Here is a 13,750-nt window from a genome sequence, read left to right as displayed (position 1 = left end):
TGTCCGTTTGTGTTGTCCCCGACTCTACCGACCTGCGGTTACCGGTGGGCGTGTTCTTCGACCTGGCGCTGGTAGAGCTTCCTGATGACGTCGTCGATCTGCGGCTCCACGACGGCGAGGTCGTGCACCTCCACCTGCGCGACGACCCTGGTGATCAGCTCGGCCGCCGTCGTCTCCGCTCTCCTGAACGTCAGGTGGTGGCGCGTCCCGCTCGCCTCGCTGCGCACGGCCGTCACTCCTGGGACGTCCGGCGCGGGGCCGGGTTCCCTGAGGTCGATGACCAGCTCGCGCTCCGGCGTGACCTCCTCGCGCAGCGCGTCGAGCGCCCCGTCGGCGAGCACCCGGCCGTGGTCGATCACCATCAGCCGCGGGCAGAGCCGTTCGATGTCGTCGAGGTCGTGCGTGGTGAGCAGGAGCGTGGTGCCGCGGCGGGCGTTGAGGTCCTTGAGGAACTCCCGCAGCCGTTCCTTCGACTCCAGGTCCAGGCCGATCGTCGGTTCGTCGAGGACCAGCAGCTCCGGCGCGTGCAGCAGGGCGGCGGTGATCTCACCGCGCATCCGCTGCCCGAGCGAGAGCTGCCGCACCGGTGTGAGCAGGAACTCCCGCAGGCCCAGCAGCTCGACGCACTCGTCGAGCCGGGTCCGGTAGTCCGGCGGCGGCACCCGGTAGATCGACCGGAGCAGGTCGAAGCTGTCGCGCAGCGGCAGGTCCCACCACAGCTGGCTGCGCTGGCCGAACACCACACCGATCCGCTTGGCGAGGTCCCGCCGCTGCTTGGCCGGGTCGACCCCGCTGACCTGGACCCGGCCGCTGCTCGGCACCAGGATGCCGGTCAGCATCTTGATCGTCGTCGACTTGCCGGCCCCGTTCGGGCCGACGTACCCGACGGCCTCGCCCGCCGCCACGTCGAAGCTGACCCCGTCCACCGCGGTGACGGTCTTGTACTTGCGCCGCAGGCCCTTGGAGGTGGCGACCTTGAACTCCCTGCGGAGCTCCCTGACCTCGATCATGATCCCGTTCCCCGGTATCTCCCGACCGCGAACCGCCACACCAGCCCGGCGACCACGGCCGCCAGTGCCGCGACGAGCGGTGATGTCCAACCGACCCAGCCCGGCAGTCCGAGCGGGTCCTGCCTCCCGAGCAGCGCGAGGCTCGGGTAGTACGCGACGAACGCCCCCGGCACGACGAACGCCATGAACCAGCGCAGCGGCCGGGAGTAGACGTTGATCGGGTACGAGGTGAAGGCGCCGCTGCCGTAGGTGACCGCGTTCGCGAACTCGCGGCCGTCGACGATCCAGAAGCAGATCGAGCACGCGACCACCCACACCGCGCTGTAGATGACCGCGCCCGCCACCGGTGTCAGGACCACCAGCGCGACCTTCGCCGGCGACCAGTCGACCGCGACCCGGTTGAGCGCGTAGACCATGACCGCGACCGCGCCGAAGATCCGCCCGATCCGCCGCAACCGGATGTCGGACACCATGATCTGCGGCAACGTGCCGAGCGGGCGCATCAGCAGCACGTCGAAGCTGCCGGTGCGGATGTAGGTCGGCAGGTTGTCGAGCTGCCCCGCGAACAGGTCCGCGGCGCCGAACGCGGCGCCAGCGAACGCGTACATGAGCAGCACCTCGTCCCTGCTGAACCCGCCGAGCGCGTTGACCTGCCCGAACAGCACCAGGATCACGAGCAGCTCGTACCACTGCGCGATCACCTGCGTGACGAAGTCCAGCGCGAACGACGCCCGGTAGGACAGCTGGCTGCGCAGCCGCGCGCCGATGAGCCGCGGGTAGATGACGTCAGCCACCCTGCACCACCACCCTGCGCACCGCGCGCCGCAACGCGAAGTGGCCGAGCGCCAGCACCACGACGGCCCAGAACAGTTGGTACAGCAGGAGTCTCACGACACTGCCGTGGCCGAGGAACACGTCGATCGGCGCCTGCAGCAACGCCGGGAACGGGCTCATCCACAGCAGGTCCCGCGCCCACTGCGGGAAGAACGCGATCGGCACGGTCAACCCGCACAGCAGGCCGGACGTGACGTTCCAGAACCCGTACAGCCCGCGGTTGTCGAGCAGCCAGAACGCGCTGACCTCCACGAGGAACCGCACCCCGAAGCTGCACACCAGCGCGATGAGCGCGCTCACCAGGAACAGCGGCCACCGGAGGGGGCTGTCCGGGAACTGGAAGGGGAACAACAGCATGCCGAACAACGCGGGCGGCAGCAGCCGCACGAGGAACGCGTACCCGCCGCGCCCGACGTCCTGTGCGAGCAAGGCGCTCAACAGGTGCCAAGGCCGGTACAGGTCCACCACGACGTCACCGGATCGCACTCGCTCGGCGAGCTCGTTCGGTCCCCACAGCAGGACGAACCCGAGCAGCCCCTGCCCGATCCAGACGTACGTGTTTGTCGCGGCGATGTCGTAGTCGGCGATCTCGCCGTTCGCCGCCTTGAGGGCGGCGACGAGGACCGCGACCCTGAGCAGGCCGAAGACCACGTTCGTGGTCATCCCGGCCAGCATCGCCTGTCGGTAGGTCGAATACCTTCGGAACCCAGCAATGATCAAATCGGCGTGAACACGCACAGCGGTCCACGTTACGACCCGTCGCAAGTGGATTTGTTCAACTGCCGAAAGCGGCCGTGACCGTCTCACCCACGTCCGGCGGCGACCCGAGGCACAGGTAGTAGCTCCGCTCGCCGTCCTTGAAGCCGACGGCGACGATGTCCCAGCCGGTCGTGTCGACCCCGGCCTTCGTGTTCGCCTTCATCACCTCGGGTGAACAGGTCTTGGCGAGCTCCGGCGCCTTCGCCAGGTCCTCCGGGTCGGCCGTGGGGATCGGCCCCGACAGCCACCCGCCGGCGAACGCCTCCCAGAAGTGGTCCTCCGAGCAACTGCCGGTCCGCCGCGCCGTGGCCGCCGCACCACCGGCCTGCACGGTGCCGCGGAAGCACGTGGAGCTGTCGACGCAGAAACCGCTGTCGCACACCTTCAGGAACGGTGGCACGGACTCCAGCGCGACCTCGTTCGTCCTCTGCTGCCGGGGGTCCTGCGTGCTCGCCTGCGTCTTGTCACCATTGGAGCTCCACACCAGCACCCCGGCCGTGACCGCCACGACCGCCACGGCCGCCGCGACGAGCGGCCACCTCTTCGCGGCCTTGGGCTGCTGGGGCGTCAAGCTCCGCAGCTCGTCGCGCAGCTGCGCCGCAGTCGCCGTGCGCTGCGTCGTGTCCGGGTGCAACGCGCGGGCGATCGTGTCGTGCAACGCCGACGGCACCCCGTCGACCGTCGGCACCGGCTTCCGCAGCACCTCACCGAGGTGGTCGAAGCTGGTGATGGGCCACGGCACCGGTCGCGGCGGCTTCCCGGCCAGCAACGTGTAGAGCGTGGCGGCGAGCGAGTACACGTCCGCCTGCGGCGTCGGCTGCGCCATGGCGAACGCCTCCGGCGGCGCGAAGCTGGGGCTCAGCGCGTCCCTGGTGACCGTGCTCCCGCCCTGCGCGTCCAGCAGCGCGGCCAACCCGAAGTCGGCGAGCTTCGGCGTCCCGTACCGGTCGACGAGGATGTTGCCCGGCTTGATGTCCCGGTGCAGCACACCCTCCCTGTGCGCGGCGGCGAGCGCGTCCGCGAGCTTGATCCCCAGATCCCTGACCTGCTCGGCCGGCAACCGCCCCTGCTTCTCCAGCCGGTCAGCCAGCGACCCGCCGTCGCACAGCTCCATCACCAGGTAGGGCGTGCCGTTCTGCGTGATGTTCGCGTCGTGCACCCCGACGACGTGCGGATGCCCGCTCAGCTTGGCCGCCGCGTGCGCCTCCCGCACGAACCTCCTGCGATCCCGCTCGTCGGCCAGCACGCGGTTGTCGATCTTGACGGCGACGTCGCGGTCGAGCTGGGCCTGGTGGGCGCGGTAGACGGTGGCGAAACCGCCGGAGCCGAGGGGTCTCAGGAGGGTGAGGCCGGGGATGTGGGGTGCGGTCACGGGCGGCACTTTAGGCGACGCCACCGACAATCCGGACCAGGTGGGGCGAGCACGACGAAGGCCGGGGACGCGCGTCCCCGGCCTTCACGACGTGGATCAGCTGCGGTGGGCCCGGTGCACCGCCAGCACCGCCTCGATCACCGCCCGCCGGTCCTCGATGTCCGGTCCGTCGTGGTCCGGTTTCGTGGGCATCAACCAGGGTTCGGGACTGACGAGCGCGATCCCGTCCCGGTCGTCGACCGTGCAGGAGAACTCGAGACGAGTTCCACCCGCGAGGAACGCGAGCTCGTAGCGGTTGCCCGGCATCGCGGTGATCTGGACCAGTTGCGCCTTGCTCATCGGAAGACCGCTCCCAACACGTGCCTGCGAACCCAGTCGGAGTCGACGGTGTAGGTCACGCCCGGATCCGGGTCCCGGATCAGCACCTTGCCGTCACCCAGGCCTTCGCCGACCACGAAGTGGCTGGTCGGGTGGCCCTTCGCGATCAGCTGGAGAATCGTCGAAGGGGCGTTGGTCGCGACCAGCACCGCATTGTCCTCGGACAGACCGCCACCTCTCCACTGCGGGTCGGCACCGCGGTTGTTCAACGCTCTCGTCAACGAGTCGATGTCGGTCCACTCGCCGAGCTCGTCGAGGAACTCGCTCTCCTTGACGGCGCCGTTCGTCACCATCTCACCGCATGCGGATCCGCACGAACCAGACTTGCTCTGACTCACCGCTCCGCCCGGTGTCACCCCGTGGTCGGGTACCCAGGGCCCGGACTTGCCGCCGGAACCCGCGGGGATCGACAGGGGCCTCAGCTCCGACGCGGCGTCGATGCCCTTCTTGAGCAGCTTCCCGCCGGTCGCCGCCATCCCGGCCAGCGGAACCAGCGCCGCCGCCGACAACCCTGCTTCGAGCCACTTCCCCTCGGCCGCGTACCACAGCGCGTTGATGCCGTCCGCGATCTCACCGAACCCCGGGATCAGTCCCAGCACGTCCAGCGCCGCGTGCCCGACGCCGTTCAGGAACCCGTTCGGGTCGGCCTTGAAGTCCTCCCACGTCTTCTTCAGCTGGGCCTGGAACAGGTCCCCGTCCGGCCGGTTCGGTTCGTTCAGCTCCAGCGAGCTGCCGAGCGCCACGACGTCCTTCATCAGCAGGACCTCGGCGCGCGTGATCGACTGCTCGATCTTCTGGTACGTCATCGCCACGCCGTCGACCGGGTCGACCTGGTCGGCGAACTGGTGTGACGGCGTCTGCGGCGACGACGAGACCGGCGGGTCGAAGCTGTCGCCGTAGAGCGGCTGGCCCAGTGCCGACGGGATCGGCATCGGGTTGTTCATCGCCGCGCGGCGGTTCTCCGCGCGGGCCGCGATCGCGGGGTCCGGCGGCGGTGGCGGCGCGTAGTTGTAGCCGTTGGGCTTGTTCGGGTTGCGGCCGCCGGGTTCGGTGTCGCCGTCACCGGAGCCGTTGACGCACGAGCTCCCGCCGCCGAACGACACCAGCAGGCTGGGGTCGCGGCCGGCGCCGTTGCACGGCGTGTCGCACCCGCCGCCGGAGAACGCCTTGCGGGCCGTGCAGTCGTCACCGCCCTGGCTGCTCGGCGGGTTGATCTTGTCGAACATCCCGGGAGAGGGCTTGCCCTCCGCGTGGTCGTTCTCGTAGCAGTACGGGTAGGGGCGCGGGTAGTCGCAGGTGACGTCGCGCGGCCTCATGCCGTTCGGGTCGACGAAGTTCGTCGGCGCGCCCGCACCGTAGTTGTAGCGGTGCGCGAACGACGACGGGTTCGCCGGCAGCGCGGCCGAGTCGCGGCTGGAGAACGCGCCGCGGGACGGGTCGTACCAGCGGGCCGACATGTTGACCTGGTCGGTCTCCTGGTCGGTCCAGTCGCCCTGGTAGCCCAGCGGGCGCTTGGTGCCGCCCACGACCTTGCCGAACGGGTCGTACGAGGTCGTGTCCGTCAGCGTGCCGGAGGCCGGGTCGAGGGACCCGATCACGTCGGAACGGCCGTTGGCCACCGCGAGCCGCTTGGTGCCGTTCTGCTGCACCGCCAGCAGGTCGGCGCCGGGACCGCGGCTGAACGTCGACGAGCCGTCGGAGGCCAGGTCGTTGCCCGTGCCGGAGTAGGCGAAGGTGGTCGAGTTGCGCTTGACCACCCGGTCGAGGCCGTCGTAGGAGTACGTGGCCGCGCCCTGGGACGCCAGGCGGTTGAACGCGTCGAACTTGGACTGCTGCGCGCCCTTCGACACCGTGGTGCCGCGCGGGGAGTGGACGTAGGAGTCGGTTCCGTCGTTCAGCAGGCGGTTGCGTTCGTCGAACGTCGCCGTCTTGCCGGCCGCCGAGGTGCGGTTGCCCGCCGCGTCCCAGCCGTACGCGGTCTCGACCCCGTCGGACTTCCACGAGGTCAGCCGGCCGAGCGCGTCGTAGCCGTACTCCTGCAGCGCGGGGCCCGCGAAGCCGGCCGAGGTGGCCGTCTTGAGCTGGTTCCCGTTGTCGTAGGTGTACGTCTTCGAGGCGCCGCCGACCTTGTCGGCCTTGAGCCGCGCGAGGTCGTCGTACTCGAACTCCCGCTTGCGGCCGCCGCCGTACTCCATCGCCTTGACCTGGCCGACCTCGTTGTACGAGGCGACCTGCAGCGTGCCCGTCAGCGCGTCCTGCACGCTGCTCAGGCGGCCGTTGAGGTAGGCGTAGGTCGAGGCACCGGAGGCGTCCGAACGCGTGGTCACGCGGCCGTCGGAGTCGTAGCCGAACGACGACGTGCCGGACGGGCCGTCGGCGGTCAGCAGCTGGCCGCGGTCGTTGTGCGTGAACGTGTTCGTGCCGCCGGGAGCCGACGCGGAGGTCAGCCTGCCGAGCACGTCGTAGGCCATGACCCGCTCGACGGTCGGGGCCTCGGCACCGGACCCGGTCTCGCGCGTCAGCTGCCCGCGCAGGTCGAACGTCCGCTCCCGCGCCACGCCACCGGGGGCGACCGCGCGAACCGGCAGCCCACCGGTGTCGTAGGAGGTCACCCACGTCCGGTCGGCCGCGTTCGGGTGCGCGGCGGTCGACGGCTCGACCGTCTTCTCCGGCAACCCCAGCGAGTTGTAGGTGTTGTAGGTCGGGATCTGCTTGCCGTTGGTGTAGCGGGTGAGGTTGCCCGCCGCGTCGTAGCCGAAGCTGGTCGTGACCGACTCCGGCTCCGCCTGCTGCACCACGCGGCTCAGAGCGTCGTAGGTGAACGTCGTCGTCCGGTTCAGCGGGTCACGCGTCGTCTCGACGTTGCCGGCCGCGTCGTAGGTGACCGACGAACGGCGCAGCAGCTGGCCCAGCGGGTTCAGGTCGACGGAGTTCTTGACCCGGCCCGCCGTGTCGTAGTTGGTGCGCGTGGACCGGCCCAGCGCGTCCTTCACCGTGGCGGGGCGGCCCACCATGTCGTAGCCGTAGTGCGTGGGCACGCCAGCCGGGTCGACGACCTTGGTCAGCGCGCCGACCGCGTCGTAGCTGAACGTCGACCTGGAGCCGCCCGCGGACACCTTCTCCAGCAGGTCACCGGAGTCGGCGTACTTGAACCGGCTCGTGAACGTGCCCGGCTGGGGCCTGCGCTCCAGCTGGGTGGCCGTGACCAGGCGGCCGAGGTCGTCGTACGTGCGCTCGGCACGCCCGCCGTCCGCGTTCACGCTCGACAGCAGCTCACCGACACGGGTGTAGGTGAACGACGAGGTGCCCTGCGACTCGCCCGGCGTCGTCGGGTGCGGGTGGGCCACCTCGACGACGCGGTTCATCTGGTCGTACCTCATCCGCGTCACGGCACCGCGGGCGTCGGTCACGGCGGCGAGGTTGCCGTCGCCGTCGTAGTCCCTGTGCGTGAGGCGCGGCGTGATCACCGAGGTGGAACCCGGTGAGGTGTAAGGAGGTGCGAACGCGTCGACCAGCCGGCCGAGCTTGTCGAACGTGGCCCGCGACGTCCTGCCCTGCGCGTCGACGGACTCGGTGGGCTGGCCGAAGGTGTTGTACCCGGCCTTGGTCTCCGGACGGGTGCGCACGGCGGCGCCGCCGTCACCGGACTCGACCGACACCTCGGGTGCCCTGGTGCCGATCACCCGGCCGAGCACGTCGTAGCTGATCTCCGCCGTGGTCGAGGTGCCGCGCGGGTCGTGGATCGAGGTCAGCTGGTTCTGCGCGTTGTAGCCGCGCACGGTGGTCAGCCACTTGCCGTCCACCCACACGCGCTCGGACGTCTGGCGCCCGGCCGCGTCGTAGCCGAACTCGACGGTCTCCACGTCGGTCGACACCAGCTGGGAGCCGGTGTTGGACTCCAGGCCGGAGCGGACGACCTTGGTGACGTTGCCGTTCAGGTCGTACGTGAGCGCGGAGCGCCGCTTGAGGCCGTTCGGGTCCGCCGTGGTGGCGGTGATCCGGCCGACCCGGTCGTACTCGGTGGTGGTGACCCGGTTCCCGGTGCCGACGACCTTGGTCAGGTTGCCGGCGTTGTCGTAGCTGAAGTCGGCGAGCACGATGTCGCGCGTGCTGCCGTCCTCGTCGTGGAAGCCCTTCGCGTAGGTCTGCTTCAACGAGCCGTCGCTGTAGTACCGGTAGCCGGTCTTGCGGCCCATCGCGTCGGTCTGCCCGACGAGCTCGCCCGCCAGGTCGTAGTTGTACGCGGCAACGACGAGGTAGTCGTCGGAGGAGACGGGTCTGGTCTCCTCGTCCGGCTCCGCCGGCCGCCACTGGTCGCGCCAGCCGCGCAGCCGCACCTCGGCGACCATGTTGCGCGCGGTGTAGGCGTACTCGTACTTCACGCCGTCCGGGCCGACCGTCCAGGTGCGGTTGCCGGAGCTGTCGTAGCCGAAGGTGGTCTCCAGGCCCTCGGCGTCGACCAGGCGCCGCACCCGGTTGCGGTCGTCGTACTCGGTCGTGGCGGTCCTGGTCGCGTCCCCGCCGGTGAGGTCCTTGGCCTCGACGCGCTCCGGGAAGCCGTCGACGGTGTAGTCGGTCCGCACCTGCAGCTGGTGCGAGACACCGGTGACCGGGTTCTTCACCACCGGCTGCGTGACGCTGTCCACTCTGGACAGCTGGTCGTAGGTCGTCGCGGAGAACACGCCGTTCTGGGTGGTCCGTTCCCTGCGCCCCAGCGCGTCGTAGGTGTAGGTCGTGACGAGACCCGCCGGCGTGGTCACCTCGGCGAGGTCACCGGTGGCGTGGTAGCGGTACCTCGTCACGGCACCGCGGGCGTCGGTGCTCTCGCGCACCAGCCCGGCCGGTGCGTTGCCACCGCCCACCGCCGGCTGGTTGCCGTCGGTGTAGAGGTGCCGCACCACGGCACCGTCCGGCGTGGTCTGGGTGTCCAGCTCGCCGAGCGCCGTGTAGGTGTAGCTGGTCTTGTAGGTGTCGTCGGTCGCACTGGCCGAACGGCCGTCCCGCGCCGCGATCACCTTGTCCAGCCGCGGGTCCGTCAGGTTCGACTCGTCGGCGAAGAACTGGAAGTACGACGTCTGGCAGTCCGACAGGCCCGAGCGGCAGGACGTCCGCGAGACGATGTTGCCGCGCTTGTCGTGCTGGAGCGTGACCCGGTTGCCGGTCTCGTCGGTGATCTTGCTCTGGAACCCGGCCTCGTCGTACTCGTAGGTGCGGGCGCCCTGCATCTCGACCGGCACGAACGAACCGGGCCCGCCGCCGATCGGCACCTCGCAGAACGAGCCGCCCGGCTGGCTGACGCACGTCGTGGTCGTGGTGGTGGTCGTCGGCTGGGTCGGCCGGTCCTCCGGCCTGACCTCCATGCCCAGCGGCGCGAGGTAGCGCAGGATGCGGCCGCGCAGCGGGTCGTAGTCGTAGAAGTGGGAGCGGTTGCCGGGGTCGATCACCCGCACCGTGCGGACCATCTTCTCCCGGCTGGGGCCGCTGACGACCGGTTCGCTCAGCGTCCACCTGCCGCCGTTGCCGTCGACCAGCGTGTGCATCCGGTCGCGCTGGACGTCGTAGCTGATCTCCGCCGCCACCTTGCCGCTCGGCAGCGCGACCTTGGTCAGCTGGTCGGCCGGGTCGAGCGCCGCGCGGTGCGCGTTGATCGCGAGCTGCCCCACCGTGTGCTGGTAGACGGCGACCTCGTCGATCTGGCCGGAGAAGTGCCTGCGCACGGTGCTGCCCCAACCGGCCCAGTCGGTCGTGTTGAGCTGCTGCGAGGCACCCACCAGCACGTGCGTCAGGGTGGAGTTGTCGATCGTGCCCGTCCGGTCGCCGACCGGCTGGCCGTCGAGGTACAGCCACTGCCTGTTCACCGTGCTGGTGAGCGCGACGTGGTGCCAGCGGTTGTCGTTGACCGCCGCGGTGGACGTGATCGGGTCGACCGCGCCGTGCCAGAACTGGCCGCGCAGCTTGCCGTCCGTGCCCACGTACAGCACCGGCACGGTGTTCGCGGGCGCGGTGCCGAGCGGGGTGTTCTGGGCGCCGACCAGCGGACCGCCGGCCCCCGTCTTGAACCACAGCTCGACGGTGACCTCACGGCTCTTCTTGATCAGGCCCTGCGGCAGCGCCACCGCGGACGTGGTGCCGTTGAACGAGGCCGCGCGGTCACCCGCCCCGGCCACGCCCTCGCCCACCGCGGTGCGGGTGACGTCGGTGAGGCGGCCGGTGTCCTTGCCGAGGTTGGTCGCGACCTCGCTGCGGGCGTCGGTGCCGCTGTCCTCGCGGAACCGCCAGAAGCTGTCCGGGTTGCTGTCGATGACGGCGCTGCGGAAGTGCGTGCCCTGCTGGTAGCTGTACGTCGTGCAGTTGCTCAGCGGGTCGCAGACGGTGCTGAGCCGGTCGGTGCCGGTCTCGTAGTTGTAGCGCCACGTCGAGGTCTTGCCGTTCACCGCGTCGGTGGCGACGGTGCTGACGTGGTTGCCCGCCCACGTGAACGTGAGCGTGCGGTTGCTGGTCGTGTTCCTGGCGGTCTTCAGCTTGCCGGACTCGTAGGTCAACGCGACCGCGCGACCCGCGGCGTCCGTGGTCCTGCTCAGCGTGCCGTCCGCGGCGAACAGGTGCGTCGTGTTCGACTTGTCCGTCAGCAGCCAGCCGCCGCCGGTCTGCGGCACGAGCGTCGCCCACCTGCCCGGCGGGGGAGCGAGCCGGCCCCCGGTGGGCCTGCCCTGCGCGTCGAGGTCGGCGCCGAACCTGACCTGCTGGCCGTCCGGGTAGGTGACCACGACGTTGCCGGAACCGTCGTCGTCCGGCGTGATCCGCATGTCGTACCGGCTCGACCAGCCGGCGCCGAACAGGCCGGTGCGCCGCGGGTCGAGGCTGTTGTACGTGCGGTTGACCGTGAGCTCGGGCCCGACGGTCGTCACCGACGCGTCGACCGCGCCGGTGGTGTAGTTGCCGACCTGCGGTGAGAAGTCACCGCCGCTGCCGCTGTACGGCGCGGTGCCCAGGTGCGCGGTGATCTCCGGCTGCGGCACGGCGGTCAGCAGGGTGGCGAACCCGATCTTCGGGCTCTCCTTCTGGCCGTCCCAGGCGAAGATCTGCCACTTGTACTCGGTGCTCCAGCTCAGCCTGCCGTGCGGGACGGTCCAGGTCTGGCTGTTGACGCGGCCCGAGTCGAAGCAGTTCTGCTCGTTCTTGTCGCAGATCTCGAAGCGGTACTGCAGGGTGCCGCCGGTGGGAGGGGCGTCGATGTCGATCGCCCTGGCCCAGAACGTCGGCGTGAGCGACGGTGACGAGTACCCGTTGGGCGGCCACTGCTCCTGCAGTGCGGGAGCGATCTCCTCCACCCGCAACGTGAGGCCCGCGGGCGGCACCTGCTCGTCGGTGAACATCGCGCCACCGCGGCGCAGCATCGAGAACTCGTACCGGTACGTGCCCGGTTCGGACTTGAGGATGTTCGCGTCGAGCGTGACCGACGCGCCGCGGCCGACCGTGCCGGGCAGCGGCGCCGACTCGCTCCAGCCGAGGTAGGTGCCGTTCTCGCTGAACTGCCGGTACGCCAGCGCGAAGTCGTTGGAACCCCAGTCGACCGCGCTGCGGTTGGTGACGGTGATCTTGACCTTGCCGCCGTTGGTGCGGGTGACCGGCGGGTCCGGCACCGGGTTCTCGAACCGGTACCCGGCGTCGAACGGCGAGTGCGTGATCGCGAGCCGCGGCGGGTTGGCCGTGCCGGCGCCGGTGAACTTCTTCCAGCTGCGGCCGTCCGTCTCGGACGCGCGCACGCTGAGACCGAAGTTGGCCTGCTGGCCCGTGACCCAGCGCTGGATCAGCGAACGGCCGTTCTCGCCGAGCGTGACCAGCTCGGTCGCCGTGGGGCACTTGGACACCGTGGTGCGCGGGGCGATCCAGCCGTGCGCGAACTGCGCACTGCCCAGCACCGTGCCGTCGTAGCCGGGGCCGGGGAAGCTGTACCCGGTGCGCGCCGTCCAGTCCTGCGTCACCGCGTGCACCGTGATCGGCAGCGTCGCGGAGCACGATGTGGCGTGGTAGTTGGTGATCGCGAGCTGCGCACCGAGGATGCGGTGGCCCGCCAGGTCGTTCTGCACGTTCGGGAAGTGGAGGTACGACGCCGCCGTGAACGAGCCGCCGTCCACGACGTGACCGGCGCGCAGCTCACCGCCCGGCTGGCTGAACGTCGAGCCGTCCCCGTTGCGCTGCACGAACATCGACGCCGACGCGTCCTTGCGGTGCACCGGCGGGTCGACGACGACCGGGTAGACGCGGGCGGGGTCGCGCAGCCACGCGGAGTCGAGGCCGACCCGCAGCACCTGCCGGCCCTTGTCGCCCAGCAGCTCGTACGTGACGCCGCGCGACTCGGCCGTGATGCCGGAGATCTCGCCCTTCTTCGAGTCGGCCATGAAGCCGTGGGGGATGACGGCGCGCTCGTCGCCGCCCTCGTCCCTGAGGACGACGTCGCCGTCCCTGAGCTCGGCGGTGAGGCCGGTGAGCTTCAGCGGGAAGTCCCACACGTGCGGCGCGTCCTGGTTGTGCAGGACCAGGAACTCCTTGAAGCCGCCCGCTTCCACCTCGAACCGCAGGTCCGCGTTCGGCCGCACACCGGCGTAGATGACCGAGCTGCCCGAGCTGGTGCCGGGCACCCGTGCTGCGTCGGCCAGCCCGAACTCGACCCGGTGGCCGGCGTCGAGCTGCAGCTCCGCGAGCTTCTGCGCGTCGGCCAACGGCGCGAACCGGCTGCGGACCGAGTCGGCGGCGTTGCGGAAACCGTTGTCCGCCACCACGTTCGTGTCGATCGGCGCCCAGCTGCCGTCCTGCTCGCGGAAGTTCAGCGGGTCCTTGCTGTACTCGGAGGTCAGCGTGCCGTCGGCGTTGCGGAACGTCCTGCTCCGCTCACCGCGCCGCTCGGCCACCTCCGTGCTGGTGGCGGCGTCGAAGCCCTTGACCTGCGCCTTCGCTGCCGCGTCGACCACCTGTGCGGAGTTCGCGGCCTTCGGCTTCGCGTTGAGCTCGACCGGTGGGTACTTCGACTGCAACGTCGCGGCCTCGGCGTTGTTGCGCTCGCCGGTCGCGCCCTCGGCACTCGCCGTGCCGAGCCGTTGATCAGGCCCGTGACCTGGTTCCCGCTCGGCCGCGGACCGGGCGAGCTGCTCGGACAGCACCTGCCCGAGAGCGGGCCCGAAGACGCCGAGGGTGACCGTCAGGACCAGGAAGAGGATGAGAGCGTGCCGTCTTTTGCGCACGCCGAACTGGCGGGCTCTGCCCATGGAACTCGTTCCCCCAAGTGTGAGTTCGTACAAACCCGCCGATGCCCTCCCTTGCACCAGCGGATCTCAGCCTGGGATGCGGACGACCCCGAGACAATGTGACCTGGGACACATTGTCCCGGGGGCGCCGT

General features: G+C 70.3%; 6 protein-coding genes. All 6 read right to left on the bottom strand.

The features are described from left to right. Positions 1-38: 38 nt before the first annotated feature. Entirely contained in the window at positions 39-1,010 is a 972-nt protein-coding gene (locus ACZ7CD_RS00530; protein ID WP_470378104.1) for an ABC transporter ATP-binding protein, read from the bottom strand. Beyond that, positions 1,007-1,804 (bottom strand): ABC transporter permease, encoded by a 798-nt coding sequence (locus ACZ7CD_RS00525; protein ID WP_360395914.1) that lies wholly within the window; start codon positions 1,802-1,804, stop codon positions 1,007-1,009. Before ACZ7CD_RS00525 ends, ACZ7CD_RS00530 begins: the two co-directional genes overlap by 4 nt. Beyond that, positions 1,797-2,507: an ABC transporter permease gene (locus ACZ7CD_RS00520; protein WP_360395916.1), complete on the bottom strand. Its 711-nt coding sequence runs from the start codon at positions 2,505-2,507 to the stop codon at positions 1,797-1,799. The genes ACZ7CD_RS00525 and ACZ7CD_RS00520 overlap by 8 nt, the downstream gene beginning before the upstream one ends. A gap of 112 nt (positions 2,508-2,619) precedes the next feature. Further along, positions 2,620-3,975, bottom strand: coding sequence for a serine/threonine-protein kinase (locus tag ACZ7CD_RS00515; RefSeq protein WP_470378103.1), 1,356 nt, complete (start codon positions 3,973-3,975; stop codon positions 2,620-2,622). 96 nt (positions 3,976-4,071) lie between these two features. Beyond that, on the bottom strand, positions 4,072-4,314 hold the full coding sequence (locus tag ACZ7CD_RS00510) for a hypothetical protein (RefSeq protein ID WP_360395919.1): 243 nt from the start codon (positions 4,312-4,314) through the stop codon (positions 4,072-4,074). Then, positions 4,311-13,619 (bottom strand): LamG-like jellyroll fold domain-containing protein, encoded by a 9,309-nt coding sequence (locus ACZ7CD_RS00505; RefSeq protein WP_470378102.1) that lies wholly within the window; start codon positions 13,617-13,619, stop codon positions 4,311-4,313. Before ACZ7CD_RS00505 ends, ACZ7CD_RS00510 begins: the two co-directional genes overlap by 4 nt. Positions 13,620-13,750 lie beyond the last annotated feature (131 nt).

The organism is Lentzea sp. NPDC036949 (assembly GCF_055608075.1).
The sequence above is the reverse complement of the archived record's forward strand: the minus strand, read 5'-3'. Positions and strand labels throughout refer to the sequence as shown.

What these genes read in the sequence shown, in the direction of transcription:
- ACZ7CD_RS00520 (WP_360395916.1), bottom strand. Translation starts at nt 2,507, where the DNA reads ATGACCACGAACGTGGTCTTCGGCCTGCTCAGGGTCGCGGTCCTCGTC.
- ACZ7CD_RS00510 (WP_360395919.1), bottom strand. Translation starts at nt 4,314, where the DNA reads ATGAGCAAGGCGCAACTGGTCCAGATCACCGCGATGCCGGGCAACCGC.
- ACZ7CD_RS00505 (WP_470378102.1), bottom strand. Translation starts at nt 13,619, where the DNA reads ATGGGCAGAGCCCGCCAGTTCGGCGTGCGCAAAAGACGGCACGCTCTC.
- ACZ7CD_RS00530 (WP_470378104.1), bottom strand. Translation starts at nt 1,010, where the DNA reads ATGATCGAGGTCAGGGAGCTCCGCAGGGAGTTCAAGGTCGCCACCTCC.